This is a genomic window from Phycicoccus avicenniae, from assembly GCF_018139485.1.
Taxonomy (GTDB): domain Bacteria; phylum Actinomycetota; class Actinomycetes; order Actinomycetales; family Dermatophilaceae; genus Phycicoccus; species Phycicoccus avicenniae.
Window position 1 is genome coordinate 43,674 of the sequence record NZ_JAGSNF010000020.1, and the last position, 26,042, is coordinate 69,715.

The window sequence follows — 26,042 nt, forward strand, 5'->3', positions numbered from 1 at the left end:
CGCAACTTCACGCGGCGAACGACTCGCTCATCAGCCGCTCGAACGCGGCCTCGGTGACGATGGGCACGCCGTAGGAGCGCGCCTTGCGGCCCTTGCCGCTCAGCGAGTTCGGGTCGGCGGCGACGACGACCTTCGTCTTCTTCGTCACTCCGCCCGGGTCGAGCCCGTGGCCCCGTGCGATCGACTCCCACTCCTCCCGCTCACGCACCATGTCGCCGGTGAAGACGACGCGGTCGCCCGGCTCGAGGACGATCCCGCTGGAGCTGACCGACACGGCCGCAGCCTGACTGGCGACCGCGTCCTCGTGTGCTGCTCGGAGGGCCTCGTCGACGTCGGTGCTTCGGAGGCCAAGCATCGACGCGACCGACTCGAGGTCGCCCCGCTCCTCGGGGGTGACGACGTGGTCCTCCAGGGCGACGGCGGCCATCGCGAGCAGGTAGTCGCCGTGGAGGTCGAGCACCTGCCCACGGGACAGCCCAGAGTCCAGGGCGACGGCGACGAGGGCTTCCTTCTCGTGCTCGGCGAGGAAGCGGTCGAACATCGCCGTCTCGAGCACGGCGAGGTAGGAGTCGACACGCGGGTCGGCGGCCCGGGGCATCCGCGAGACGATGCGGTCGAGCCACTCGTCCTGGCGCGCCGAGCGCACCTCGTGCCGTCGGGTCATCCGCAGCTCGGGATAGCTGCCCGGGAAGGTGGGCCAGGGGTAGGCGGTGCAGGCCGCCAGCGTGTCCGTCCACGGTGGGTCGTACTGAGCGAGGTCGAGGTAGTGGCCGAGCAGGGCGGCCGTCGCCAGTGCGTCGTCGATGGCCGAGTGGGCGTTGACGAGGCTGATGCCGCCGGCGCGGCAGCAGTCGGCGAGCCGCCGGCTCGTCGCGTTCAGGAAGGCAGGAGACCACTGCATCGTGCAGATGCCGTCGAGCGGGAGCTGCTCGAGTGCGATGCCGGCTCTCACGAGCTCACTCGCGACGAACCGCAGGTCGAACGAGGCGTTGTGCGCGACGACGACGCGACCGGTCAGCGCACGCAGGACGTACGGCGCGATCTCGTCGAAGGTCGGTGCGGTCGAGACGTCGGTCGCCGTCAACCCGTGGACGTGCGTCGGGCCGACGTCGCGTCGCGGGTTGACGATGGTCGACCAGTGGTCCTGGATCTCGCCGCGGGGGGAGACGTACACGACGCCGATCTCCACGACCCGGTCGTTCTGTTGCGGTGAGAACCCGGTGGTCTCGACGTCGATGACTGTGTAGCCGTCCACGGCAATGTCTCCCTGTGCCCCTCGATGACGCAGGCCCCCGCCTGCGGGCCCAACCCTCGCACCCGTCTCCGGCTCCTCGCAGGAGAACGGACGGATCCTCCGGTCAGGTGATCGAGGGAAGCCTGGCTGCGACCGTGTGAGCCACCGCGAGGCGGCGCGCGTCGTCCCAGTCGCCCTCGCCGGCGACCAGCTTGCCCAGTCCCTTGAGTCCGCAGAGCCGGACGCCGCCGACCTGCCGGTTGCGCACTCTCATCGGGAGGAGACCGTCGACGAAGCACAGCACCGGGATGACCGGTGCGTCTGCGGCATCGGTCCCGGCGAGGGCCGCGCGGACGACCTCCTGCTGCGTGCCCATGGCGGTCACCAGGGCGTCGCATTTCCGTCCCTTGACCTTGAGTGTCTCGACCTGCGGACCGAAGAGGCCGCCGCTGCGCTCGACGGAGATCTCGGCGTTCTTGTAGAACTTCGCGTCGATGACGTACACGCCCGCGGCGCCGACGAACAGGTGGTCGATGTTCGAGCGTTTGCCCGGGACCCGTCGGTCGTGGAGGGCGTACCCGAGGCCGGACTCGCTGGCGGCGAGCAGCGCGGCAGCGACGCGGGTCTCGCCCGCCGCTCCCACCTTCCAGGCGTGGGTGGTCTGCCGGCCGTCCGGGTAGAAGAAGCCGTTGAGCGCTCGCCACAGCGCGCTCCGCTCTGCCCGGGCCGCGTCGTCCTTCGTCTTCCGTCGCTCGTACTCCCGTCGGGCCGCCGCTCCGGCGACGCCGACGTCGAGAGGTGCCGGCGGGGGAGGGGCAGGATCAGCCTCGGCCGTGACGGAGAGGGCCGGTGGCACTGGTGTCATCGAGTGGGCCGCGACGGACTCGCTCTCGTCGGCGGACGGCGTCTCCAGGCAGCGGAGGCACACCACCTGTTTCGTGCCGCGGTCCCAGCCGGCGCGCTCACCCTGCTCGACCCGCACGCCACAGGTGCAGGCGCCGGCGTAGCGCAGCCTCATCAGCTTGACGTCGGGTGCGGTGCTCATCGCCCGGCGTCCAGCGGGTCGATGACCGACGTGTCGAGGTACCGGCGGTGGAGCTCGTCGACCCACGGCTCGTCGACCTCCGCGCGTAGGGCGTCGACGACGGTCTCGAGCGTCGTCGCGACGAAGGTGTCGTCGATGACCGACGGCGCATACGACGCGATGACGTCGGTCACCGCGGAGTTGCGCGCCGGATACAGCAGGACGAACCGGCCGGTCCGCGTCGTCTCGGAAGCGAGGGTCATGCTCAGCGCGAGCAGATGATCGAGCAGGATCTGCGCGTTCCGTCCGGTGCTCATCGTGTCGAAGGAGCCGGAAGCGAAGGCGCCGGAGTCCTCGAAGACCTGCCGGGGGCGGTCGCCGACCGTCGGGGGCTTCACCGCGAGGTCTTCGCGGTACTTCACCTCGATGCCGAGGAAGCGCTGCGAGCCGTCGACGGCGTCGTACTCGACGTACACGTCGAAGGCCGTCCCGTTGTTGAGGAACCGCGGATCCTTCCGGCCGGGCGACCACTCGTACCTGATGGCGGCGACCCGCCCGATGTCCGGCCACACCCGCGCGAGCGCCGTCGACGTGCGCGGGTCGTCGAGGTGCTGGGACAGCGGGCCGAAGAGGTTGAAGCACAGCGGCTGGCTCGACAGCAGGTTGGACCAGAGGCGCTTCGGCTGCATGACGGCGCCGCGTTGCTTGTCCTCCACAGCGCGCCGCGCCGCGGCGACGGCGTCGTCGCTGATGTACGCCGCGCCGGAGTCACGGATCTCGTCGGTCTCCGGGAGGTAGGAGCCGTGGTAGCTCTCTTCGCCGCCCGGCGGCAAGCCACGCGACTGTCGCCACAGCGACTGCAGCAGCCGTACCTGTTGCTGCCACTCGCTGCGGTCGCCCCGGTAGTACGCCTGATGCTGCCTCAGCAGGTCCCCACTCACCATGCGCAGACGATAGGGGCGGACGGTGAGTGGCGCGGCGTATTCGGCGGGATCAGCGGGGGAGGTGGCGGTTGCCCGCAGGGAATGGGCCTTGGTCGTGGCAGAGTCGTCGCAGTGGGGCAAGGCCTCGCCACGACACGAAGGAGCACCCGATGACCGACGTCGTCGTCACCGACAACCGCGACGCCCAGCGCTTCGAGGCCCACCTCGACGGCGCGCTCGCCGGCTTCGCGCAGTACCAGCTGACCGACGCCCTCGTCGTGTTCACGCACACCGAGGTCGACCCGGCGTTCGAGGGCAAGGGGGTCGGGTCGGCGCTCGCCCGCGGCGCCCTCGACGCCGTACGGGCCGAGGGACAGCGCAAGGTCCTTGCCATCTGCCCGTTCATCAAGGGATGGGTCGAGCGGCACTGGGACTACGCCGACCTCCTCTACGACCGCCCGGCGAGCACCGCGAAGGACTGACAGTCGCCACGCGCGACTCGCCTAAACCCCTGGGGGTATGCGAGAGTCGTCGGTGACAGGTCATCAGCGACGACGAAGGAGCCACGATGGGCTACACGATGAGCGTCACCTCGCAGCGGTCGTTCGACGACACGCTCGCCGCCACCCGCACCGCGCTCGCCGACCAGGGCTTCGGCGTTCTCACCGAGATCGACCTCGCCGGCACCCTCCACGAGAAGATCGGCGCCGAGATTCCGCCGCAGGTCATCCTCGGCGCCTGCCGCCCGCCGTTGGCCCACGCCGCGACGCAGGCCGAGCCGTCGATCGGCGTCCTCCTGCCGTGCAACGTCGTCGTCCGCTCGGTCGAGGACGGCACGACGGTCGTCGAGGCGATGGACCCCAACGCGATGGTCTCCGTCACCGGCAACGCCGCGCTCGAGGAGGTCGCCGCCGACGCCCACCATCGGCTCGACGCGGCGCTCGCCGCCGTCGCCGGCTGACGCTGCCCGGAGCAAATGGTAGACGTCGACCCACACCGTCTACCATGGGGACCATGGGCCTAAACATCAAGAAGCAGCGCGTGCACGATCTCGCCCGCGAGGCCGCCCGGCGGACGGGCCGGTCGCAGACGAGCGTCATCGAGAGCGCCCTCGAGCGCTACCTGGACGAGCTGACGCGTCACGGCGACGACGACAGGTCGACGCGCGTCACCGGCGCTCTCGCGGCCCTCGACAGCACGTGGGACGACGCCGACCGAGCCGCCATCCGGGCCACGGACCTGTACGACGAGCACGGCCTTCCCGCGTGATCGTCGACTCCTCCGCACTCGTCGCCATCGCGCTCGGGGAGGACGAGCGCGAGCCCTTCGTCTCCGCGATCCTCGCCGCCGAGCGACCGAGGATCTCCGCGGGCTCGCTGCTCGAGACGTACATCGTCCTCGACGGCCGACGTTCACCCGTGGCCAGCAGACGAGTGGACGACCTCCTCGAGGCGTTGGGCCTCCTCGTCGAGCCCGTGACGGCGGCGCAGGTGGCCATCGGGCGCGCCGCGTACCGGGACTTCGGGCGCGGCAGCGGTCATCCTGCCGGGTTGAACGTCGGGGACTGCTTCGCCTACGCGCTCGCACGAGAGACGGGTGAGCCCCTGCTCTTCAAGGGTGACGACTTCGGGCACACGGACGTCACCCCCGCCCATCCCTGAACGGCGATGACAGACGCTCTCGCGGTCAGGCGTGCCGGGCCGTGGACCGGCCGGAGTGCCGCGTCACCCACGCCGCGAGCCCCGACGTCAGCGGGACGGCGGCGATGAGGCCGATCGTCGCGACAGCGCTGCGGACGATCTCCTGGGCGATGAGCTGCGTCGTCGCCGCCCCCGTGAAAGACCCGTTGCCCGCGACGACGAGCACGATGAGCGGCAGCGACGACCCCGCGTAGGCGAGGACGATCGTGTTGACGACCGACGCGATGTGCGAGCGCCCCACCCGCTCCGCCGCCCCGTAGAGGTCCCGGACGCCGTACGCGGGGTTGGCGCGTCCCAGCTCGGTGACGGTCGCGGCCTGGGTGACGGTGACGTCGTCGAGGACACCGACCGAGCCGATGATGATGCTGGCGACGAGCAGCCCGCGGACGTCGATGCCGTACGTCGCCGTCACTGCCGTCGAGACGTCGTCGGTGACCCCGGTGAGGTGCAGGGCGCCGACGGCCGCCTCGGACAGCGCCGCCGTGAGCCCGAGGCTCGCCATCGTCCCGATGACCGCGACCGTCGTCGGCAGCGACAGCCCGTGCGTCAGGTAGAGGACGGTGAGGGTGATCGCGGACGCACCGACCAGCGCGACGAGCACCGGCGCCGACCCCGCGATGACGGCCGGGACGATGAACGCGAAGAGGACGGCGAACGTGATGCCGAGCCCGACGAGCGCCGACAGCCCCTTCCAGCGGCCGAACGCCAGCAGCGCCAGGCCGAGCGCCGCGACGACGCCCCACAGCTGCAGGCCCCGCTGGTGGTCGACGACCCCGTAGAGCGGGCCGTCGGGGGAGTCGGCCACAGCCACGACGACGTCGTCCCCGACGTCGAGGTCCGGTGCGCCGGGTCGGTTCGAGAGCGGGGCCTCGACCTCCTGCTCGCCCTCCGGGAGGTCGACCCGCACGGTGACCGTGCCGCACGTCGAGCCGGGCGGCGGCGGGGGCTCCGGGCCGGACGGCTCCTGCGGGCACTCCTGCTTCGTGACCGCGACGACGACGCCGTCGTACTCCGGGGCGGCGGACTGTCCGGTCGGGGCGGGCACCGGCGGCGGCCACAGCAGGATGAGCCCGACGACGGTGGCGAGCGCGAGCGGGGCGAGGACGAGCCACGCGACACGCGTCATCGGCGGCATCGACGCGCGCGGACCGCCGCCGTGACCGTGGGCGCCCACCGCGGACCACCTCCCGTCCTCTCGAGGAGCCCCAGCGTCGCACGGCGCGAGGCGTCGCCGGTCAGGAGGCGCGGCGACCGGTTCGTGGCGGACGACGACCGTCCTCGACGACCGACAGGTGGCGAGGCGGCGGCCCCAGCGCGGGAGTGTGGTCCGCCCGGTGGTCGATGCATCCCGTCCAGCCGTGCTCCGTGACGAGGTAGACGTCCCCGTCGAACGCGTCGCCGCAGTGGTTGGCGTAGCGCCATGCCCGGAGCCAGAAGTACTCGCGGGGTCCCGGGACGACGCGGCCGCTCCGGCAGACGACGGTGACGAGGACGTGCCGAGGAGGCTGCCATCGGTCACCGGTCCATGCTCGCCGCCCGACGAGTCGCAGGGCCTGCTCGCGCAGCAGGTCCGACGCGTGGTACTCGTCCGGAAGCCTCCCCTGGTTTACGCGCGCGACCTCGAGCACCCGCTGACGCGCGGAGTCCCCGGTGTCGAGCAGGACGACGAGCACGTCCCCGTCGCAGGGGTGTTCGGCCACCACGGCCTGCACGACGGTGGCCGGATCCCTGACCTCCCACGGCTGGAACGACGTCATGCCCACCACGATGGCAGGGCGCGTGAGCTCGCCTCAGGCGTCGTCCACAGGGCCTGAGCCTGTGGACGACGAACGGAGCGCCGACGCCGGATGCGGCATCGTCGGTGGCTCGAACGTCGAGGGGAGTCCGCCGTGGGCTGGAGCACGTCCTACCTGGGGTACCTCACCGTGTCGCCACCGCTCAACGCCGCGGAGCTGGAGTGGCTGAGCGGGTTCGCCGACTGGTGCGGGCTCCCCGACGTCGACCCGTTCCACCTGCCGATGAACCCGCGCGCTTCGCTGCGCTCCGCCTTCTCTCGCTCCGGTGGTGCCATCCCGTCTCCCACCGGCATCTCGAGGGACGTCGGCGACTGGCGGTTCTGCCTCGACGGTGACTGCCTGTCGTGGCACCGGACCGAGAAGTCCAACGACGCGCCCTCCGCGCTGCGCTTCCTCGTCGAGACCTATCTCGGCCCCGACGCCACCGCCCGCGGCTGTGGCATCCCGGACTTCTCGGCGTTCACGTTCGACCATCGGCTCGACGGGCTGCTCGCCGCCCAGCGCGAGGACACCGACGAGCTCTTCCTCATCCGCGTCGTCGACAGCGACGTCCGGTGCGAGACCCTGGTGCCGGGCAGGGAGACCGGGTGGTGACGGATCGCGCCGGAAGCGCGCCGGACGTCAACCGGCAGCACGACACGAGCGCGGCGGTCAGCGCGAGTGCTCTTCGCGCATCCGGATGATGCGGGACCGCTCCTGGGAGACGAGCATCCCGGCGTCTCCGAGCGAGGTGTCGTCGAGCCACCGTCCGTCGCGCCAGGCCCGCAGTAGCGTCTCGGCCTTCGTCGACGGCGCACCTGTCACTCCGAAGTCCGCTGCGAGGTCCTTGACGAGCACGGCACCGTGCGGCCCGACGAGCCGGTTCGGGACACCGGTCGCCCACAGCAGCCCGCAGGCACGACCGGACGCGGCGCCCCGTCGGCGCAGCCAGCCCGGGCTCTTCGCGGTGGCGCCGACGAGCAGTCGTCGACAGGCCGTCCTCCACTCCTCCCGCAGGGGTCCGAGGTGAGCCACGCGCGGCGACTCGTCGAGCCAGCGGTCGATGAGTCCCGAGATCTCGACCAGGGCGTCGCGCACGTCGGGCGCGACGCCCTCGAGGTCCAGCGGCTCGTGCGGGAGCGGGGCGTCGTCCAGGCGTTCCAGCGCGACGGGGCCCCCGACGTCGTCGGCCAGCGACCGCACGAGCAGCGGTCCGTGGTCACCGTGCTGGAAGGCCTCGACCATGCTCCCGATGTCTCGCCACCGGACGGCGGAGGGGGCGTCGCAGAGGGTCCGGTAGGCGGGCAGCCACTCCGCGACCGCCGCGACGGTCTGCTCGGTGGCGTCGTGCGCGACCCCGAGCCGGCGGTGGGCGTACCGGATGACGCGGGGCAGGACATCGGGGACGACCTCCAGGGTGTCCGCGCTCACGTCGATCGCGAAGGGCAGGCGCTGGGTGAGCGCCAGCTCGACCTGGACGGGGGACCAGCGCAGCGGGTGGCCGGCGTGCTCGGCGGCGTCGTGCAGGAGCAGCCGCACCGCCTCGATCTCCTCGTCCAGGGCCGGTGCCCCGGACCGGGCGGCGAAGAAGCCGGCCAGGGCCTCGCCGACCGACACCTCGGGGAGCGCGTCCGAGGTCAGCAGTGACCGTCCGCCCGCGGGCATCCGGCGCAGGAGCATCTCGACGAACGGGCGGGCGCCGGGCCAGCCGACCGGTTCGCCACCGGGGCCGGCCCAGTCGTCGGGGACGGCGTCGGGTCCGGCGGCGTCGCCGAGGGCGATGGCCGCCTCGATGCTCGCCCGGGCGTCGGCGATGCCCACGCCCTCCAGCTCGTCGGCCCGGCGGCCCTCGGAGGCCAGGAGCTCGCGGTAGCGGTCGCAGACGTCGGTGAAGGGTTCCGGCACGAGGAAGACGTCCTTCACCCGGGTCCCGAACGCCTCGTCGACGTAGGTCACGACCGTGACCCCGCCGATGCCCGGCCAGTCGAGCCCGAGGATGACGTTGTCGCCGTCGCCGAGCTCGTCGCCGATCCGCGCCGCGTCGATGACCCGCAGGTCGCGCAGCCCTGCGACGGCCTGCGGGAGGGGATGACGACGTCCCGTCAGGCCCCGGCGCACCCGGGCCGCGTCGAGGTCGTCCGGGAGGAGGTCGGCGATGACGTGGAGCGCGACGGTCGTCTCCGCGAACGGGGTGCCGACGAACGAGTCGACGAGGGCGTCGAGGGGGATCTGGTCGTCCTCGCCGAGCGGGTCCGGCCACGCGTCGGTGACCGAGAGCATCGAGGACACGAGGGTGACGACCGCCGTGGGGTCCTCGGAGCGCATCGCGGCCCGGATCGACGCGATGAGCTCGCGGTCCCCGCCGGCGTCCGGCTCGCGGTTCTCGACTGCGCGCAACGGGCGGTCGGCCGCGGACCGCGTCGCCGACCGGTTCGGGGCGCGCTTCTTGCGCGGTCGCTTCGCCACGGAGCCATGCAACCAAACCGGCGCCGAGGATGCCAGGGAGTGAGACCCGGGCCGCCGGAGCTTCTCGGGTGGATGGGGCGTTCGTCAGTGGGGGTGCTGCGCGCGGTGCCGGGCGAGGACGTCGAGCCCGAAGTCCCGGTCGGGGTCGCGCCACACGGAGTGCGCGTGGTTGGCGTCCCGCTGGGTGTTGTCCCACTCGACGAGCAGTCCGGGCGCCTGGAGCCGGTAGTAGTGCGGTTGCCCCGGCTCCAGCGGGCCGGCCCAGGCGACGTGCACCTCGTCGAGCCACGCCTCGTCCCACGCGAGCGTCGGCGCGACGTCCTCGGGCACCCGCTCGAAGGACGTGCCGAGCAGGACGCGCAGCATCTCCCGCTGCGCCCCGTCGAGGTCGGCGGCGGCGACGCCCTTGGGGTCCGCCGTGTACTCGACGGCCACCTCGTCCGGCTCCTCGAAGGCCTCGCGCTCCTCGATGGCGTCCGACATCGCCTGCAGCCTCGCCTGCTGCTCGTCGTCGGGGAACCGCTCGTCCCGCCAGATGCCGGCGAGCGGGATGGGCCGGTCGCCGTCCGAGACCCGCGTCCGGTTGGCCGTGACGAGGTCCGCCGGCGGCCGGTCGAGGAGGACGGCGCGGGCCCGCAGCTCCGGCGGCATCGAGCGGACGAGCTCGCGGCCCAGCTCCTCGACGGCGGCGAGCGGCCCGTGCACGACGCCGCCGAGCAGGGGCGAGCGGGCCGGGTCCGACCCGAGGAAACACGGCGTCGTCGACACGAGCTCGCCGTCGACGACGAGGTTGTTGAGCGACACGTGGTGCCCGCCGAACCGCCAGCCCCACGTCCCGGACGCCGGGTCGCCGAAGACGCGCAGGTAGTACAGGCCGGGGTCGCGTCCGCGCTCGCGGTCGAAGATCGCGGTGAACCCCTCGACGCGGTCGAGGACGTTCTCCAGCCCCATGATCGTCGACACCGTGACGTAGCCGGCCATCGACAGACCCGACGCGACGAGCCGCATCGCCGCCCGCTGCTGGGAGGGGCGCTGGTCGTGGACCGTGAGCCCGCCGTGGTCGGTCGGGGTGTAGAACCAGCGGCGACGCTCGGCGTCGGTGGTCGGGTCGTCGGACGGGCCGGCGCCCCGGGCCGCGGCGAGCTGGTCGTCGGTGAGCGTGCCGAGCCAGGCCGTCGCCGCCTCCGCCATCGCCTCGGCGACCTCGCGTCGTCCCTCTGCCCCGTCGTCGACGACCGCCTCGTCCGCCATGGCGGCACCCTAGCCGCGCGGACAGTGGTCCCGCAGCAGCCCCCGGACTACGGTCGAGGTGCCTGACGTGGGCCGACACCGGCGTCGACCCCGCGGCCGCACCCTCGGAGGACCCATGGCCACGCCCACCGACGACAACCGCGACCTGCTCACCGTCGTCGCGTACATGAAGGCCGCCCCCGGCAAGGAGGACGAGCTGCGCGAGGCGCTGAAGGGCCTCGTCGGGCCGACGAGCCAGGAGGAGGGATACGTCAACTACGACCTCCACGAGTCGGTCGAGGACCCGGGGCGCTTCTTCTTCTACGAGAACTGGACGTCGGGGGAGGCCCTGGACGCGCACCTCGCCGCGCCGCACGTCGCGGCGCTCGTCGAGCGGATCCCCGAGCTGCTGGACGGGGACGGGCTGACCGTCAACAGGCTGCGGCGCATCGCCTGACGAGTCGGTCAGCCAACGCCGCCGCACGGTCCGCCGCCGAGGACGGCGAAGGCGTACCGGTCGCCCTCACCGAGCGACGTGCGACCGTCGGTGCGCTCGGCCATGAGCTCGTCGTCGCTCTCGGAGTGGCCGGCGCCGAGCACGTGCCCGAGCTCGTGCATGATCACCGACTGCGCGAAGTCCTGCCCCTCGGGGGTCGTGATGTCGCGCAGGAGGTCGACGGTGTCCAGGCGCACCTGACCGGAGACGGACACGTCGCGTCCGTCGCGCCCGGGTGCGAAGAGGGGTCCGCCGTCGCCGAGCGTCGGGCCGTCGAGCGCGGGCGTCTCGACCGGGTCGGTCCAGGCGAGGAGCACGGGTGGCGCGGCGCCGGACGCGAGGCTCCTGCCCCGACCGCGCTCGTCGGTCGGGACCTCCTCGGTGTAGCCGTCGAAGACGAAGGCCAACCCGCTCGCGGCGGCGACGGAGGCGACGGCCCGCGACAGCGCCTCCTGGGCCTCGGGTGGGACGTCCGCGCGGGTGCGGACGACGTAGTGCACGGCCTCGCACGGGTCGAAGCGCACAGGAGTTCCGTCGGCTTGGGTCGCGATCCAGGCGTAGCGGTCGTCCGGTGGTGTGTCGGGGAGGGGGACGGCGGGACGCACCCGACCACCCGTCACCGGCGCCGCGGGAGCCGGGTTCGCGGTCCGGTTCGCGGCCGCGTCGTAGTACCGGAAGTCCGGGTCGCCGTGGACGAGGTAGTCGACCCAGCCGGGGAGGCTCGGGCCGAGGTACCAGCCGGCGACCGCGAGAGCGGCGACGACGACGGCCGTGATCGTTCGGGCGCCGCGGCGACCGGGCCGTGGGGGAGAGGGGGTTCGGGTCGGCCACGCCACCTCGTCCGGCCGGGCCAGGGCGTCGAGGCGGTCGAGCTCCTCGAGCCGGCGGAGCATGTCCTGCTCCCTGCGCTGCCGGTCGCGCTCGTCCCGGTTCACGCGTCCCCCTGTCGCACGCGCTCAGGGTAGGTCGGTCGCTGCCGTGATGTCCGCGGATCGCGGGATCGCGGTGTTGTCGCAGGTCGGGTGGGTTGTCGGTGGTCGTCCGTAGTGTTCTGTCATGGGCCAGGGGGATGTGGGACTCGCGGAGCGTCGCTTCGCGGTGGAGGCTGCGCGGGTGGCGTTGGAGGGGTTGTCGTCGGTGCTGCATCAGGCGTCGGGGGCGGAGCTGGGTGAGCTGTTGACGGAGGTCGACGGGCTGGCCGCGGTGGCGGGGGCGGCGCGGGTGTCGGTGACGGCGGAGGCGGTCTCCCGCGGTGAGGTCGCCGACGCCGGGACGAACGCGCACGGTTGGGTGCGTGAGCACGCCCCGTCGCTGCGGCAGGGAGGAGCGGGGCACGTCGCGGCGATGGCGTCGGCCATGACCGCCGGTGGGGCGCTGTGGTCGACCGGCGCCGGTCCCGACCCGGACTCCCCGACCGGGATGGTCGTCGGCGAGGTCGTGACCGGTCGGGTGGGCGCGCCGCTGGCGACGGCGGTGCTGCGCGAGGTCGACCGTCTCGCGCCGCGGCTGCGGCCGGAGGCGCTGCCGACGGTGACCGGTGCGTTGCTGGATCTCGGGGTGCAGTGGGGTCCGTCGGTGATGCGCCGGTTGCGGCCGCGGCTGCTGGCCGAGCACGGCCTGCCGGGCGAGCTCGACGGGCTCCAGGACCGTCTGGCCTCGGGCGCCCTGTTGTCGGCGCCGGTGGTGGAGTCCGGTGACCTGACGGAGTACCGGCTGCTGATGACCCCGGAGCAGTCGGCGGTGCTGGAGGCGGCGATCGGGCCGCTGTCCGCGCCCGCACCCGACGACGCGACGGGCCAGCGGGACCTTCGCCCGGCCGGGCAGCGCCGGGTCGAGGCCCTGACGACGGTCTGCCGCCGCTCCAGCGCCCTGGGCGCCGCCGGAGCGGACGGGGCGGCGGGGTCGGCGGCGGCGCTGCACGTGACGATGGCCCTGACCGACCTGCAGGAGCGCACCGGGTGCGCCGAGGTCCTCGGCTCGGTCGCGGCCGGCACCCTCCTGGCCCCGGGGACGGTCCGCCGGGTCGCGTGCGACGCCGACCTCGTCCCGCACGTCCTCGGCAGCGCCGGTGAGCTGCTCGACCTCGGCCGCACGGTCCGGCTGTTCACCCGCGCGCAACGACGCGCCCTGTGGCTGCGGGACCGGTGCTGCACCTATCCCGGATGCGGCGCCCCCGCAGCGTGGACCCAGGCCCACCACGTCGTGCACTGGGCCGACGGCGGCGCCTCCGACCTGGCCAACGCGGCCCTGCTCTGCCAGCGCCACCACACCCTCGTCCACACCCGCGGCCTCGTCGCCGACGTCCTTCCCGCCCCCGACGAGCACGGCCGGACCGTCGTGTGGGACCTCACCCCCGGCAGCTACGACCGACATCTCACGCGCCTGCGGGCGCGAGCAGACGACACCGACCGACGACAACGCGCCCGCCGGCTCCTCCTCGACGCCTTCGGCGACCCCCGCGACGACACCCGCCCCTACGAGCTCCCGCCCGACGACCCGAGGCCCCACGTGGCTGCCTGAGGTCTGCGTGTCTGCTCGCAGCCGGATGTCCGTCGTGTCTGCGGGCGGGCATACGGTGAGGACATGGACTTCCGATACCTCGGCAACAGCGGACTCAAGATCTCCGAGATCACCTACGGCAACTGGCTCACGCACGGCTCGCAGGTCGAGAACGACGCGGCGACCGCCTGCGTGCGCGCCGCGCTGGACGCGGGCATCAGCACCTTCGACACCGCCGACGTCTACGCCAACACCAAGGCCGAGACCGTGCTCGGCGAGGCACTCAAGGGCGAGCGGCGCCAGGACCTCGAGATCTTCACGAAGGTCTACTGGCCCACCGGCCCAGGCGGGAAGAACGACGTCGGCCTCTCCCGCAAGCACATCATGGAGTCGATCGACGGCTCGCTCTCCCGCCTCCAGACCGACTACGTCGACCTCTACCAGGCGCACCGGTACGACACCGAGACCCCGCTCGAGGAGACGATGCAGGCGTTCGCCGACGTCGTCCGCCAGGGCAAGGCCCTCTACGTCGGCGTCAGCGAGTGGACCGCCGACCAGATCCGCGCCGGCCACGCGATGGCGAAGGACCTCGGCATCCAGCTCATCTCGAGCCAGCCGCAGTACTCGATGCTGTGGCGCGTCATCGAGGACGAGGTCGTCCCCACGAGCGAGGAGCTCGGCATCAGCCAGATCGTCTGGAGCCCCATCGCCCAGGGCGTCCTCACCGGCAAGTACAAGCCGGGCGAGGCCCCGCCCGCCGGCTCGCGCGCCACCGACGAGAAGGGCGGTGCCGACATGATCAAGCGCTTCATGGACGACACCGTCCTCGAGCGCGTCCAGAAGCTGCAGCCGATCGCCGACGAGGCGGGCCTGTCGATGGCCCAGCTCGCCATCGCGTGGGTGCTGCAGAACGACAACGTCGCGGCGGCGCTCGTCGGGGCCTCCCGCCCGGAGCAGGTCCACGACAACGTCAAGGCTGCCGGCGTCCGCCTCGAGCCCTCGGCGATGCAGGCCATCGACGACGCCCTCGGTGACGTCGTCGAGCGCGACCCCGGCAAGACCGCCGAGACCGCCCCGCAGACCCGTCCGGTCTGACCCGACCGACCTCGTGCCGAACGGCCGGGCGACACCCCGGCCGTTCGGACGATGGAGGGTCGCCGTACGTCCAAGCGTGGGTAAAGGGAACGCAAAGACCCTGGGCTGCCCGAGGGTCCTGCACTAGCGTTGTCGGTGCAGGGAGAAGGCAGAGGGTCAGGTGGAATTGTCGGTCGGTCTCGTCAGCGCGACGAGCTTCAGGGTCCCGAACCCCGGCGTCGCGGACGTCTTCGGCGTGGGTCGCACGGGTCTTCCGGATCCGGCTCCAGGAGTGGACGTTCCGGCCGTCGCTGTGTCCGCCGCCCCGGGAGCCTCTCCGACTGCGACCACCGACCTCGACCCCCCGGACGAGCCCACCGCCCTGGCGACCCTCAAGGAGGAGCGCGCCCAGGCCGTCATCTCCGAGCAGGAGGCCTACACGTCCCTGCACCGCGTCGACATCGAGCCCCTCGTCCGGCCGACCGTTCCCGACGCCGACGCCATCCACCTCGCGTCCGTCACGCCGATCGCCGGTGACGGGCCGGCCGACGCCACCGCGGCGCTCGAGCCGGACGCCGAGTCGCTGCTCACCGACGACCTCGAGCGACGGCTCGACGGCTGGTGGGACGCCCTGTGCGGCAACGACCCCGAGACCCTCCTCGAGCACCTGACCCGCACCTTCGCGACGTCGCCGCTGCCCGTCGTCCCCGTCCGGGTCCGTGGCCGCGTCCTCGACCTCGCCGTCCTCACGCCCAGCCGCCACCTGCTGCCGCGCTCGACGGTCGGCCTGCAGGGCGGGACCCTCTCGATCCGCACCGCGACCGCCGGCCACAGTGCCTGGCTGCACCGCCAGGTCGTCGCCGGCCTCTCCCTCTGGGCCGCGCGTCAGGCCCTCGCCGACGCGCCGGGTGTCTCGTCGGTCCGGGTCCACGCCCTGAGCGTCGAGCACCGCGGGCACTACGACGACGTGTCGGTCCTGGGCGTCACCCAGCTCGACCGCGACGTCGTCGAGCGCGTCGACCTCGGCCTCGACGCCGAGACGCTGCTCATCCTGCACAGCCGCGAGCTGCAGTGGCAGACCGGCGGCCTCAACGCGTCCCTCCAGCCCCTGCAGCTCGCCGAGCTGCCCGCCCTCGCGCCGCTCCTGGCGCGTCTCTGTCGCACCACCACCGCCGCACTGGCCTGACCGCGGCGGTCCGGTGTCCGCCGGACCCACCGGTCGCGCCCGACGATCCCTGTCGAGCAGATCGTCGTGTGACGCGACCGGACGAAGCGGACCGGGGGTGGCGTGGAACGGGAGCCGCCCCTGTGCTCCGGCCCACGTCACCCCCGGGTGGGGGTCCTCGGGCTCAGGCGGGGCTGGCCGCGCGCAGTGCTGCGACGGCCGCCCGCACGACGTCCTCCATCGCCTCGGGGCGGCGACCGATGAGCCGCTCGAGGTCCGCGGTCGGCACCTCGAGGTCCCCGCGCGCGATGCCCTCGTCGGAGTCCGCGAGCATGGACGCCACGGGCGCCGGGAGCCCCGCCCCCTCGAGCACGGAGGTGAGCTCGGCCGGCGGCAGGTCGCGGTACACGACCTGCGAGCCGGAGGCGTCGGCGACCGTGGCGGCGAGGTCGGCGAGGGTGAACGCCGGTCCACCCAGCTCGTGGACCGTGCCGGGGGTCACGTCGTCGGCGAGCAGGACCGCGGCCGCCGCGTCGGCGTAGTCGGACCGCGTCGCCCCGCTGACCTTCCCGTCCCCGGCGGCCCCGACGACGGCGCCGGTCTCGAGGTAGGTCGGGATCTGCGGCGTGTAGTTCTCCAGGTACCAGCCGTTGCGCAGGAAGACCCACGGCAGGCCCGCGTCACGGACGAGCTGCTCGGTGGCCCGGTGCTCCTGGGCGAGCTGCATCGGGGAGGAGTCGGCGTGCGTGATGCTCGTGTACACGAGGAGGCCGACGCCGGCGTCGCGGGCTGCCTCGACGGCCGTCGTGTGCTGGGGGACCCGCTGACCGACCTCGCTGCCCGAGACGAGCAGGACGCGGTCCGCGCCCTCGAGGACGGCGCGCATCCGCGCCGCGTCGGAGTAGTCGGCCTGCTCCACACGCACCCCGCGCTGCTCGAGGTCGGCGGCCTTGGTGACGTCGCGCCCCGTGGCGACGACGTCCTGCGGGTCCGCGCCGCGACGCAGGAGGTGCTCGACGACGAGGTGGCCCAGCTGGCCGGTGGCTCCGGTGACGACGATGGTCATGGTGTGTTCCTCTCGGAGGTGGACGGTGGTGTCGTCCGGCGCAACGAGAGGTCGTCCGCGGTGCTTCCCGAGGGAGAGTACGCACTTTCGAGTAAGGTCCTGACGTGACGGTGAGTGACGAGGTCGGACCGGTTCTGGCGCAGTACCCGGACGGCGTCATCCCCGCTGGATGCCCGTCGCGGGCGGTCCTCGACCACGTGACGAGCAAGTGGGGGCTGCTCGTCCTCGTGTCCCTCGTCGACGGCCCGCACCGCTGGAGCGAGCTGCGGCGACGCGCGCAGGGCGTGAGCGAGAAGATGCTGGCGCAGACGCTCCGGACGCTCGAGTCGGACGGGTTCGTGCACCGCGAGGCGTTCCCCGTCATCCCGCCGCGCGTCGAGTACAGCCTGACGCCGCTGGGGGAGGGGCTGGCCCGCCACCTCGTCCCGCTCGTGGAGTTCGTCGCGGACCACGCCGAGGAGGTCGTCCGGCGGCGGTCCTGACCTGCGGCGACGTTTCCCGGCCGGGAGACGGTGGCGTGGCCTGTGGATGCTCGGGGTGCGGGGCCGCCGGATCCCGCTACCGTGGTGGGCAGTTCGGGGGCCGCCAGGGGGTGGTCGGGAAGGTGTCGTGATGGTGCGCGCGATGCGTGGGGCCGGTGTGGCACTCGGGGTGACGGGGCTGCTCCTCGTCGGTGGGTGCTCCGAGCCGGAGGGGACGGATCCCTCGCCGTCGGCGTCGCCGAGTGCGAGTCCGACGGCCAGCGAGTCGCCGAGTGACAGTCCGTCGCCGTCTCCGAGTCCGAGCGAGACCTCGGACGTGCCCGCGGCCGCACGCGAACAGACCCCCGAAGGCGCCGAAGCGTTCGCTAGTTACTACATGGACGTGCTGAACCAGGCCATGACTTCGGCCGAGCCAGATGGCCCGGAAGCCCTATCGGCGGATTCTTGCCGGTTTTGCGGCAGGGCGCTTGAGACTGTCCGGCAATTGTCCTCCGATAACCAGGTGTACGAAGAAGCGCCTGCCCGCCTCGAGAATCTGAGGCCCGGAGGCGACGCACCACAGGATCAAGTGTTCATCCGCGCCCGCTTGGTACAGGTAGGTGCCAACGTCCTTGATGACGACGGTGAAGTAGTCAGTACTGATCAGTCGGGCACTGCCGAGGTACTCGTTGGTGTCGGGTGGACGGACGATGGGTGGCGGCTACTGGACGTTGAATCCGCATCATGAACAGAGTTGCGGGAGTTCTGGTAGCGGGGTCGCTGCTTATGGTCTTGGGGAACGGTGCGAGGGCGGCAGAGGGTGACCCAGGCAATGACAATCTCTTGGGCGACGTGACCGATGCAGGTACAAGCTTGACGATTCTCGATCGCACCTCGACTCGCGGCGTAGTCGAAAGGGCTCAAACTGTTGCCGGCGAGGGTCCGTACTTCGAACTTGGGACAGCCTCAGTGTGCGGCGATGCACCCGATGAGCCGTCGTTTGACAACTCCTGCGGAGCGTTCAGTGCCTGTAACGGCAACACGCCGGAAGAGGGAATGGGTCCGCCGATCGCGCTGTGGCTCAGGGAGGTGAACGCCGCCGGAAATCCACTACCGGGCGCGACATGGAACTGGCAAGGGAACACCTGCTATCCGCAGCTGGTGCCGGGCGCGCCGGCGCTCACGATGGACATGATCGAGGACGCGTTCCACGAGACCGACTTCGCCGTCCCGAGCGTGAACATCCAGCCCGAGAACGACGTCACCCTCGTCAACCTCCCGACGTTCTTCGAGGTCAACATGCCGGACGAGGGCTTCGGCCCGGACGAGGTCGACCGTCCCGACCCCGCTTCCTTACTCGGCTACGACGTGGAGGTCCGGCCGCGGCTGAAGGAGGTCACCTACCACCTCGGCGAGACGACGATCGCTCCGACGGACGACTTCGGCGGCCCGTACCCGGACGGCACGATCACCCACACCTACGCGCAGCCCGGCGAGCACCAGGTCCGCGTCGACATCGTCTACACCGGCCAGTTCCGGGTCGGGGGCTCGGGCTGGATCGACATCCCGGGCGAGGTCGCCCTCGACGGTGACCCGGTGACGCTCACCGTCCGCGAGGCCCGGGCCCGCCTCTACGGCGGCTGACCCGCACGCGCCGAGGGCGCCGGCCGTCGTGGCGACGACTGGCGCCCTCGAGCGTGACGCAGCTCAGCCGAAGAGGTTGGCCGCCGTGAGCAGCGTCTGGCTCACGCCGTACGCCAGCAGGGCGACCATGAGGCCCCACGACGCGTAGACGCGCACGGTGCTGCCGCTGCCGCCCGAACCCTCCGCGGCGTCGGCCGCCTCGGCCGCCTTCTTGTCCCGGGCAGCCGCGGCGTCGACGGTCTGCTTGTCCTCGTGGAAGCGCGAGTCGACCGGCGTGATGAGCAGGTTCGCCACGAACCCGACGACGAGCACCCCGACCATCGTGAACAGCGCCGGCCGGTAGTCGGCCGCCGTCAGCTGACCGGGCGTGCCGGCGGCGTCGAGGAAGCCGTTGATGATGAGCGGTCCCGCGATGCCCGCCGCCGACCACGCGGTCAGCAGCCGGCCGTGGATCGCGCCGACCTGGAAGGTGCCGAAGAGGTCCCGCAGGTACGCCGGCACGGTCGCGAAGCCACCGCCGTAGAAGCTGATGATGATCGCCGCGAGCAGCACGAACACCGCCGTCGACGTGCTCCCCGCGAGCGCCAGCAGCACGTAGAGGACGATCCCCACGCCGAGGTAGACCATGTAGATCGGCTTGCGACCGATCTTGTCCGACGTCGACGACCACACGAACCGGCCGGCCATGTTGAACAGCGACAGCAGTCCGACGAACCCACCCGCCGCCGCGGCGGCGACCGTCGACGACCCGTCGGCGTCGCGGAAGAAGTCCTGGATCATCGGCGACGCCTGCTCGAGGATGCCGATGCCGGCCGTGACGTTGCAGAACAGCACGACCCACACGAACCAGAACTGGCGCGTCTTGATCGAGTTCGCCGCCGAGACGTGCTCGTCGGTGATGAGGCCGCTCTTCTTCGTCACCGACGGGTCGTAGCCCTCCGGCTTCCAGCCCGGCGCCGGCACCCGCACGTTCGCGACGCCGATCATCATGACGAGGAAGTAGATGACGCCGAGGCTGACGAACAGCCCGGTGAGCGCGGTCCCGTTGGCGAGCGAGCCCGGGGTCGACGGGTCGTACTCGCCGTCGAACGCCGACATGAGCTGCCGGGAGAGCGGGGAGGCGACCATCGCGCCGCCGCCGAAGCCCATGATCGCCATGCCGGTCGCGAGTCCGGGACGGTCCGGGAACCACTTGATGAGCGTCGAGACCGGCGAGATGTAGCCGATCCCGAGCCCGATGCCGCCGATGACGCCGTAGCCCAGGTACACGAGCCACAGCTGCGACGTCGCCATGCCGACGGCCCCGACGAAGAAGCCGAGGGCCCACGCGCAGGCCGCGGCGAACATCGCCATCCGCGGTCCGACGCGGTCGACCCACGTGCCGAGCACCGCGGCCGCGAGCCCGAGCATGACGATGGCGATCGAGAAGACGATGCCGACGGCCGTCAACGAGCTCTCGAAGTGGTCGACCATCGAGGCCTTGTAGACGCTCGTCGCGTAGACCTGTCCGATGCACAGGTGGATCGCGAGGGCGGCCGGCGGGATGAGCCACCGGTTGTAGTCGTGCGGGGCGACGGTGTGTCGCCGGTCGAGGAAGGCGAGCGGTCCGCTCGCGGCTTCGTCGGTGGTGGCCGTGCTCATGCAGGTCCTCCTGGTCACTCGTGCAGCGCTGCGTCGTGCGACCCGGAACGGGCCGAGATGACCCTAGGCCCGTGCGGGGGGCCAACGGCGGCAGCGGCGCACGCGAGTTCCTCGGCCGTGGAGGTCCGGGGCGAGGCCCGTCGGTGACGCGTCGCCGCAGGTCCGCCGGGGTGTCGGTGCTCGCCTCTAGGTTCGTGTCAGGTCGCAGGACGGACGTGACGGACGCGAGCAGCGGGACGGAGGTGGTCACGGTGGAGGTGCAGCGAGCCCTGGCGATGGGGCGGGCGCTGATGCACGAGCACGGTCTCGAGGACTGGCGGCTCGTCACCGACCGCGCCAAGACCCGCGCCGGGGTGTGCCGTTTCGCCCGGCGCGAGATCGGGATCAGCGAGCCTGTCACCCGGATCACCCCCGAGGACGAGGTCCGCGACACCCTGCTGCACGAGATCGCGCACGCCCTCGTCGGCCCGCAGCACGGCCATGACGAGGTGTGGCGGGCCAGGGCGGTGAGCATCGGCTGCACGGGGCAGCGCTGCTCCTCCGCCGACGCGCCACGGGTTCCGGGGGACTGGGTCGGACGGTGCGCCGCCGGTCACGAGCGGATGCGGCACCGGGCGCCGACGCGGTTGATGTCGTGCGGCAGGTGCTCGCGGCGCTTCGACTCCCGGCACCTGTTCACCTGGTCCTACCGCGGCCGGCCCGCGTCGTTGCCACCGTCCTACCTCGCCGAGCTCGCCGCCCTGCGGACCTCGGAGCATCCGGCCACGCGGGTACTGCCGCGGATCGGTGACGTCGTCCGGATCACCGGCGGCACCTGGGCGGGCCGGGTCGGCGAGGTCGAGCTCGTCGGGGCCAGCCGCCTCCAGGTCCGTGTCGACGACGACCTCGTGAGCCTGCCGCTGGAGGTCGTCGCGCCGGTGGGGGAGCGGCCCGAGGTCGCTTGAGCGAACGCTGCGGCGGGGGCGCAGACCCGTGGTCGCCCGAAGCCGAGCGCCGAGGTGAGCGCCGTCACCGGCCGCGGGTTTCCGGTCCGGGGGTTCCCGGGCTGACAATCGAAGCGTGGAGAGGATCGATCCCCGGGTGAGCGTCGACGACGGCACGGCCGGCGACGACGCCGAGCCGGACGCCGTGAGCCCCGCCGAGGCCGTCGACGAGATCGCCCCGGACACCCCGCCGGTCGGCGCCGACTTCGGCCCCTGGCAGCCGCCCGAGACCGACCTCGGCACCGCGCTCGTCCTCGCGGGCGGCGGGGTCACCGGCATCGCCTGGGAGTCCGGCATCGTCCTCGGCCTGCGCGACGAGGGCGTCGACGTGCGCGACGCCGACACGGTCATCGGCACCTCCGCCGGGGCCATGGTCGGCGCCCACCTGCGGCTCGGCACCGACGACGAGGCCTTCGCCCGGATGCGCGACAGCGGTCCGATCACCGACGTGGGTCGGCTCGGTCCCGCGGACGCCGGCCGCTACCTGCGCGCCCAGCTGACCCGCGACGCCCGCGGCGGACGCGCCCTCGTCGGACGGGCCGCCCTCACCGCGACCACGACGACCGAGGAGGCGTGGCTCGAGACGGTCGGCTTCGGCCTCGTCGGCAAGGAGTGGCCGCGACGGCGCCTCCTCATCACCGGCGTCGACGCCGAGACAGGCACCTCCGTCGTCTTCGACGGTTCGCGCGGCGTCGCCCTCGACCGGGCCGTCGCCGCCAGCTGCGCCGTCCCCGGCGTCTTCCCCGCGGTCGAGGTCGCGGGGCGCCGCTACGTCGACGGCGGGCTGCGCTCGATCGCCAACGCCGACCTCGCGGCCGGCCACGAGCGCGTCCTCGTCCTCGCGCCCTACCCCGTCGGGGCGAAGGTCGAGGAGCTGCCGCGCGTCCAGACCTGGGCCCTACGCCGCGGCGCCCGCAGCCACCTCGTCGTCCCCGACGCCCGCGACGCGTGGGCGATGGGTGCCAACCCCCTCGACACGACCCGCGCCGAGACGACGCTCGAACGCGCCCGCGAGCACGGCCGCCGCATCGCCGCCCGTGTGGGCGACCTCTGGGCTGGGTGATCCACCCGGCCCCGTGGTAGCAAGGAAGCAGTAGCCACCCCCTCCGGCGGGCGCGCCGACGCGTCCCGCCCCCGTAGCCCCGAGCAGCCCGGGCTACCCACCCGGACCGCGAAGGAGGACCGACGATGACCGACGTGACCCGTCCCGACACCGCCAGCCCGACCCCCACCCTCGACACCGCAGGCCACATCGCGATGACCGAGCGGTACGGAGCGCACAACTACCACCCGCTCCCCGTCGTCATCAGCCACGGCGAGGGCGCCTGGGTCACCGACGTCGAGGGCAAGCGCTACCTCGACTGCCTCGCCGGCTACTCGGCGCTGAACTTCGGCCACGGCAACCCGCGGCTGCTGCAGCGCGCGCACGCCCAGCTCGACCGGCTCACCCTCACGAGCCGCGCGTTCTTCAACGACACCCTCGGCCCGTTCGCGCAGGCCCTCTGCGAGCTCACCGGTCACGACGCGATCCTGCCGATGAACACCGGCGCCGAGGCCGTCGAGACGGCGCTGAAGGTCAGCCGCAAGTGGGGCTACCGCGTCAAGGGCGTCCCCGAGGACCAGGCGAACATCGTCGTCATGGAGGGCAACTTCCACGGCCGGACGACGACCATCGTCAGCTTCTCCGACGACAAGGACGCCCGCGACGAGTACGGCCCGTACACCCCCGGCTTCCGCACCGTCCGCTACGGCGACGCCGACGCCCTGCGCGCGGCCGTCGACGACTTCACCGTCGCCGTGCTCCTCGAGCCGATCCAGGGCGAGGGCGGCGTCGTCATCCCGCCCGAGGGCTACCTGCGCGAGGTCCGGTCCATCTGCGACGAGCTGGGCGTCCTCATGGTCGCCGACGAGATCCAGTCCGGCCTCGCCCGCACCGGGCGCACCTTCGCCGTCGACCACGAGGACGTCCGCCCCGACGTCTTCGTCCTCGGCAAGGCCCTCGGCGGCGGCATCTACCCCGTCTCGGCGATCACCGCGCCGACCCGCATCCTCGAGGTCATCACCCCCGGGACCCACGGCTCGACGTTCGGCGGCAACCCGCTCGCCGCGGCGATCGGCCACGAGGTCGTGACGATGCTCCAGGAGGGCGAGTTCCAGGCCCGCGCGACCCACCTCGGCGGCGTGCTCGAGGAGGGCCTGCGTCCGCTCGTCGGCAACGGCCTCGACGCCGTCCGCGTCCGCGGGCTGTGGGCCGGGCTCGACGTCTCGCCGGGCGGCCCGACCGGGCGGCAGCTGTGCGAGCGGCTCATGGAGCGCGGCATCCTGGCCAAGGACACCCACGGCTCGACGATCCGGCTCGCCCCGCCGCTCGTCGTCGCCGAGAGCGAGATCGCGCTCCTCGTCGGAGCCGTCGCCGACGCCCTCGACGCCTGAGCCGACCGGTCGCTGCGCCGGCGCGCGTCCGGGTCAGGCCCGGGCGCGCGCCGCGTTCACGGCGATCGCCTCGACCATCTCGCCGCGCCGCGACGCCGGCAGGTCGTGCCCCATGTCGGGGAAGACGAGCATCCGCGACCCCGGAACCGCCCGCGCGGTCGCGACGCCCCCGCTCGCCTCGACGAGCGGGTCGGCGAGCCCGTGGACGACGAGGGTGGGGGCGGTGACGCCCCGCAGGCCCTCGGTCCGGTCCTCGCTCGTGAGGATCGCGAGCAGGTGGCGGGCGCCGCCGTAGGGGCTCTGGCTGCGCTCGACGGCGGCGCGGACGCTGCGCTCCATGTCCTCGGCGTCGAACAGCGGACCGCCGATGACCCGCCAGCCCTCGACCCCGAGCCGGACGGCCTCCTCCGGGTCCGACGGACGCGGCGCCGACAGCGACCGGGCCATCGTCGGCAGCAGCCGTCGCGCCACGCGCCCGTTCCGCCGGTCGCCGGTGTTCGACATGATCGAGCACAGGCTGAGCACGCGCTCGGGGTGGTCGATCGTCAGCTGCTGGGCGACCATCCCGCCCATCGAGGCCCCGACGAGGTGCACCCGGCCGATCCCCAGGTGGTCCAGCAGCGCCACCGCGTCGGACGCGAGGTCGGACATGCGGTACGTCGCGCCGCGGACCGGACGTCGCGCGAACGCCCGGACGAGGTCGGCGCGGGACGGGGGAGGTCCGTCGGTGAAGGACGACAGGCCGATGTCGCGGTTGTCGACCCGGACGACGCGGAACCCGCGAGCGACGAGACCGTCCACCATGTCCTGCGGCCAGGCGACGAGCTGGGTTCCGAGCCCCATGACGAGCAGCATCGGCTCGCCGTCGTCCGGCCCGTCGACCTCGTACGCCACGTCCAGGTGCTCCAGGTGCGCGATCGGCATGTCAGCAGTCTCGCACCGCCGGAGCCCCGCTCCCGGCCCCGGGCCCGCCCGGCGACTACTGTGGAGGCGTGGTGGAGCCCCTGACGATCGCGGTCATCGGGTTGTCCGTGCTGCTCCTCGTCGTCGCCGTCGGCTACGCCGCCCGCGACCGCCTCATCGACGACTGGCTGCTCGCCGTCGCCGGCCTCCTCGAGCTCTCGCTGCTCGTCACCCTCGTCGTCGGGCTCAGCGACCTGGGGCACATCGGGGACTCCACCGAGCGGGCGACGTTCATCGCCTACCTCGTGAGTCTGCCGGTCATCCCCGTCGGCACCGCGTTCCTCGCCATCAAGGAGAAGTCGCGCTGGGCCATGGGCTCGATCGCCGTCGGCGCCTTCGCCGTCGCGGTCATGACGGCCCGCCTGCTGCAGATCTGGACCTCGCATGGCTGACCGGTCCGACCCGGCCCGCACCCTCGGCGGGCCCGGGGTGCTGCTCGTCGTCGTCTACGGCGTGCTCGCGCTCGCCGCGACGGGGCGCTCGGTGCTCCAGATCAGCGAGTACTTCGAGCGCGCCCCCGTGTCCTACGTCCTGTCGGCGGTCGCCGCGCTCGTCTACGTCCTCGCCACGTGGTGCCTCGCCCGCGGGGGGCGCTGGGTGCGCGTCGGCCTCGTCGCGTGTGCCGTCGAGCTCGTCGGCGTCGTCGCGGTGGGCATCGCCTCCTACGTCGAGCCGTCCGCGTTCCCCGACAAGACGGTGTGGTCGCACTTCGGCGAGGGCTACGGGTTCGTGCCGCTCGTCCTGCCCGTGCTCGGCCTGCTGTGGTTCCGGCGGGTGGAGCGGGCGGCGACGGCCGCCGCCGCCACGCCCCACGTGCCGCGCTGAGTCAGGAGGTCGCGGGCTCCAGGACGAACACCGGGATGAGCCGGTCGGTCTTCTCCTGGTACTCGGCGTAGGGCGGGTACGCCTCGACGCAGCGGTCCCACCACGCGGCCCGCTCCTCGCCCTCGATCTCGCGGGCGACGGCCGACCACGACTCGGTGCCGTCCTGAAGGGTGAGGTTCGGGTCGGCGAGGAGGTTGCCGTACCAGACCGGGTGCTCCGGGGCGCCGCCCTTGCTCGCGACGGCCGCGTAGACCCCGTCGTGCTCGACCCGCATGAGCGGCACCTTGCGGATGGCACCGGTCTTGCGCCCGCGCATCGTGAGGAGGACGACGGGCCGGTCCATGATGCCGACCGACCGGGTCGTGCCGGTCTCCTCGATCTTCTCGACCTGCTCGCGGACCCAGTCGCTGGGGCTCGGGATGTAGTTCTCGCTCATGTCG

Annotated in this window: 29 protein-coding genes; 17 read left to right on the forward strand and 12 right to left on the reverse strand. The window is 72.7% G+C overall.

The features are described from left to right. Nucleotides 1-7: 7 nt before the first annotated feature. From KC207_RS13805 to KC207_RS13815, 3 genes are all read right to left on the reverse strand, one after another. The gene (locus tag KC207_RS13805) at nucleotides 8-1,255 is read right to left on the reverse strand and encodes an exonuclease domain-containing protein (protein WP_211603892.1); all 1,248 of its coding nucleotides are present in this window, start codon (nucleotides 1,253-1,255) and stop codon (nucleotides 8-10) included. 103 nt (nucleotides 1,256-1,358) lie between these two features. Next, a complete protein-coding gene (locus tag KC207_RS13810; RefSeq protein ID WP_211603893.1) occupies nucleotides 1,359-2,279 on the reverse strand; it encodes a nuclease-related domain-containing protein in 921 nt (306 codons plus the stop codon). Next, nucleotides 2,276-3,202 carry a PGN_0703 family putative restriction endonuclease gene (locus KC207_RS13815; protein ID WP_211603894.1) on the reverse strand — a complete coding sequence of 309 codons (927 nt, stop codon included), beginning with the start codon at nucleotides 3,200-3,202 and terminating at the stop codon, nucleotides 2,276-2,278. The genes KC207_RS13810 and KC207_RS13815 overlap by 4 nt, the downstream gene beginning before the upstream one ends. 149 nt (nucleotides 3,203-3,351) lie before the next feature. Here KC207_RS13815 and KC207_RS13820 point away from each other — a divergent pair, with 149 nt between their 5' ends. The 4 genes from KC207_RS13820 to KC207_RS13835 all read left to right on the forward strand — a co-directional run bounded on the left by KC207_RS13820 (nucleotide 3,352) and on the right by KC207_RS13835 (nucleotide 4,842). Next, nucleotides 3,352-3,663 carry a GNAT family N-acetyltransferase gene (locus tag KC207_RS13820; protein WP_211603895.1) on the forward strand — a complete coding sequence of 104 codons (312 nt, stop codon included), beginning with the start codon at nucleotides 3,352-3,354 and terminating at the stop codon, nucleotides 3,661-3,663. Between the two features lie 98 nt (nucleotides 3,664-3,761). Then, complete coding sequence (locus KC207_RS13825; protein ID WP_367616050.1) at nucleotides 3,762-4,142, forward strand: DUF302 domain-containing protein; 381 nt, start codon at nucleotides 3,762-3,764, stop codon at nucleotides 4,140-4,142. A 53-nt stretch (nucleotides 4,143-4,195) separates the two neighbouring features. Beyond that, a complete protein-coding gene (locus tag KC207_RS13830; RefSeq protein WP_211603897.1) occupies nucleotides 4,196-4,450 on the forward strand; it encodes a type II toxin-antitoxin system VapB family antitoxin in 255 nt (84 codons plus the stop codon). Further along, entirely contained in the window at nucleotides 4,447-4,842 is a 396-nt protein-coding gene (locus KC207_RS13835) for a type II toxin-antitoxin system VapC family toxin (protein WP_211603898.1), read from the forward strand. Before KC207_RS13830 ends, KC207_RS13835 begins: the two co-directional genes overlap by 4 nt. 25 nt (nucleotides 4,843-4,867) lie before the next feature. Here KC207_RS13835 and KC207_RS13840 read toward each other — a convergent pair whose 3' ends face one another. Both KC207_RS13840 and KC207_RS13845 read right to left on the reverse strand, forming a co-directional pair. Beyond that, nucleotides 4,868-6,007, reverse strand: a complete 1,140-nt coding sequence (locus KC207_RS13840; protein WP_211603899.1) for a YibE/F family protein — start codon at nucleotides 6,005-6,007, stop codon at nucleotides 4,868-4,870. Between the two features lie 109 nt (nucleotides 6,008-6,116). Beyond that, a complete protein-coding gene (locus tag KC207_RS13845; protein ID WP_211603900.1) occupies nucleotides 6,117-6,638 on the reverse strand; it encodes a hypothetical protein in 522 nt (173 codons plus the stop codon). Nucleotides 6,639-6,770: 132 nt separating this feature from the next. On the opposite strand from KC207_RS13845, the gene KC207_RS13850 reads away from it, so the two are divergent. Then, nucleotides 6,771-7,271 carry a hypothetical protein gene (locus KC207_RS13850; protein WP_211603901.1) on the forward strand — a complete coding sequence of 167 codons (501 nt, stop codon included), beginning with the start codon at nucleotides 6,771-6,773 and terminating at the stop codon, nucleotides 7,269-7,271. 57 nt (nucleotides 7,272-7,328) lie between these two features. On the opposite strand, the gene KC207_RS13855 is transcribed toward KC207_RS13850, so the two are convergent. Next, nucleotides 7,329-9,122, reverse strand: coding sequence for a hypothetical protein (locus KC207_RS13855; RefSeq protein ID WP_211603902.1), 1,794 nt, complete (start codon nucleotides 9,120-9,122; stop codon nucleotides 7,329-7,331). 84 nt (nucleotides 9,123-9,206) lie between these two features. After that, nucleotides 9,207-10,373 (reverse strand): DUF3500 domain-containing protein, encoded by a 1,167-nt coding sequence (locus KC207_RS13860; RefSeq protein ID WP_211603903.1) that lies wholly within the window; start codon nucleotides 10,371-10,373, stop codon nucleotides 9,207-9,209. 115 nt (nucleotides 10,374-10,488) lie between these two features. On the opposite strand from KC207_RS13860, the gene KC207_RS13865 reads away from it, so the two are divergent. Beyond that, on the forward strand, nucleotides 10,489-10,809 hold the full coding sequence (locus KC207_RS13865) for a putative quinol monooxygenase (RefSeq protein ID WP_211603904.1): 321 nt from the start codon (nucleotides 10,489-10,491) through the stop codon (nucleotides 10,807-10,809). A gap of 8 nt (nucleotides 10,810-10,817) precedes the next feature. Here KC207_RS13865 and KC207_RS13870 read toward each other — a convergent pair whose 3' ends face one another. Beyond that, the gene (locus KC207_RS13870) at nucleotides 10,818-11,783 is read right to left on the reverse strand and encodes a matrixin family metalloprotease (RefSeq protein WP_211603905.1); all 966 of its coding nucleotides are present in this window, start codon (nucleotides 11,781-11,783) and stop codon (nucleotides 10,818-10,820) included. A gap of 121 nt (nucleotides 11,784-11,904) precedes the next feature. On the opposite strand from KC207_RS13870, the gene KC207_RS13875 reads away from it, so the two are divergent. The 3 genes from KC207_RS13875 to KC207_RS13885 all read left to right on the forward strand — a co-directional run bounded on the left by KC207_RS13875 (nucleotide 11,905) and on the right by KC207_RS13885 (nucleotide 15,607). Beyond that, nucleotides 11,905-13,368, forward strand: coding sequence for an HNH endonuclease signature motif containing protein (locus KC207_RS13875; protein ID WP_211603906.1), 1,464 nt, complete (start codon nucleotides 11,905-11,907; stop codon nucleotides 13,366-13,368). A gap of 63 nt (nucleotides 13,369-13,431) precedes the next feature. Beyond that, nucleotides 13,432-14,442, forward strand: coding sequence for an aldo/keto reductase family protein (locus KC207_RS13880; RefSeq protein WP_211603907.1), 1,011 nt, complete (start codon nucleotides 13,432-13,434; stop codon nucleotides 14,440-14,442). A 292-nt stretch (nucleotides 14,443-14,734) separates the two neighbouring features. Continuing rightward, nucleotides 14,735-15,607, forward strand: a complete 873-nt coding sequence (locus KC207_RS13885; RefSeq protein ID WP_211603908.1) for a hypothetical protein — start codon at nucleotides 14,735-14,737, stop codon at nucleotides 15,605-15,607. Between the two features lie 163 nt (nucleotides 15,608-15,770). On the opposite strand, the gene KC207_RS13890 is transcribed toward KC207_RS13885, so the two are convergent. Continuing rightward, on the reverse strand, nucleotides 15,771-16,652 hold the full coding sequence (locus KC207_RS13890; RefSeq protein WP_211603909.1) for an SDR family oxidoreductase: 882 nt from the start codon (nucleotides 16,650-16,652) through the stop codon (nucleotides 15,771-15,773). Nucleotides 16,653-16,756: 104 nt separating this feature from the next. Here KC207_RS13890 and KC207_RS13895 point away from each other — a divergent pair, with 104 nt between their 5' ends. From KC207_RS13895 to KC207_RS13900, 3 genes are all read left to right on the forward strand, one after another. Further along, nucleotides 16,757-17,134, forward strand: coding sequence for a winged helix-turn-helix transcriptional regulator (locus KC207_RS13895; protein WP_211603910.1), 378 nt, complete (start codon nucleotides 16,757-16,759; stop codon nucleotides 17,132-17,134). Nucleotides 17,135-17,276: 142 nt separating this feature from the next. After that, nucleotides 17,277-17,861 (forward strand): DUF6318 family protein, encoded by a 585-nt coding sequence (locus KC207_RS17105; RefSeq protein WP_367616051.1) that lies wholly within the window; start codon nucleotides 17,277-17,279, stop codon nucleotides 17,859-17,861. Between the two features lie 413 nt (nucleotides 17,862-18,274). After that, nucleotides 18,275-18,757 carry a hypothetical protein gene (locus KC207_RS13900; RefSeq protein WP_211603911.1) on the forward strand — a complete coding sequence of 161 codons (483 nt, stop codon included), beginning with the start codon at nucleotides 18,275-18,277 and terminating at the stop codon, nucleotides 18,755-18,757. A gap of 63 nt (nucleotides 18,758-18,820) precedes the next feature. Here the strand turns inward: KC207_RS13900 and KC207_RS13905 are convergent, their stop codons facing one another. Then, nucleotides 18,821-20,398, reverse strand: a complete 1,578-nt coding sequence (locus tag KC207_RS13905) for an OFA family MFS transporter (RefSeq protein WP_211603912.1) — start codon at nucleotides 20,396-20,398, stop codon at nucleotides 18,821-18,823. Between the two features lie 215 nt (nucleotides 20,399-20,613). On the opposite strand from KC207_RS13905, the gene KC207_RS13910 reads away from it, so the two are divergent. From KC207_RS13910 to rocD, 3 genes are all read left to right on the forward strand, one after another. Then, complete coding sequence (locus KC207_RS13910) at nucleotides 20,614-21,342, forward strand: SprT-like domain-containing protein (RefSeq protein WP_249138752.1); 729 nt, start codon at nucleotides 20,614-20,616, stop codon at nucleotides 21,340-21,342. A 115-nt stretch (nucleotides 21,343-21,457) separates the two neighbouring features. Next, on the forward strand, nucleotides 21,458-22,444 hold the full coding sequence (locus tag KC207_RS13915) for a patatin-like phospholipase family protein (RefSeq protein ID WP_211603913.1): 987 nt from the start codon (nucleotides 21,458-21,460) through the stop codon (nucleotides 22,442-22,444). A 125-nt stretch (nucleotides 22,445-22,569) separates the two neighbouring features. After that, entirely contained in the window at nucleotides 22,570-23,814 is a 1,245-nt protein-coding gene (rocD, locus tag KC207_RS13920; RefSeq protein ID WP_211603914.1) for an ornithine--oxo-acid transaminase, read from the forward strand. A 33-nt stretch (nucleotides 23,815-23,847) separates the two neighbouring features. On the opposite strand, the gene KC207_RS13925 is transcribed toward rocD, so the two are convergent. Further along, the gene (locus KC207_RS13925; protein ID WP_211603915.1) at nucleotides 23,848-24,738 is read right to left on the reverse strand and encodes an alpha/beta fold hydrolase; all 891 of its coding nucleotides are present in this window, start codon (nucleotides 24,736-24,738) and stop codon (nucleotides 23,848-23,850) included. 68 nt (nucleotides 24,739-24,806) lie between these two features. Between KC207_RS13925 and KC207_RS13930 the strand changes: the two genes are divergently transcribed. Then, nucleotides 24,807-25,169, forward strand: a complete 363-nt coding sequence (locus KC207_RS13930; protein ID WP_211603916.1) for a hypothetical protein — start codon at nucleotides 24,807-24,809, stop codon at nucleotides 25,167-25,169. Then, the gene (locus KC207_RS13935; protein WP_211603917.1) at nucleotides 25,162-25,602 is read left to right on the forward strand and encodes a hypothetical protein; all 441 of its coding nucleotides are present in this window, start codon (nucleotides 25,162-25,164) and stop codon (nucleotides 25,600-25,602) included. Before KC207_RS13930 ends, KC207_RS13935 begins: the two co-directional genes overlap by 8 nt. 1 nt (nucleotide 25,603) lies before the next feature. Here the strand turns inward: KC207_RS13935 and KC207_RS13940 are convergent, their stop codons facing one another. Then, nucleotides 25,604-26,038 (reverse strand): nitroreductase family deazaflavin-dependent oxidoreductase, encoded by a 435-nt coding sequence (locus KC207_RS13940; protein WP_211603918.1) that lies wholly within the window; start codon nucleotides 26,036-26,038, stop codon nucleotides 25,604-25,606. Between the last annotated feature and the right edge of the window lie 4 nt (nucleotides 26,039-26,042).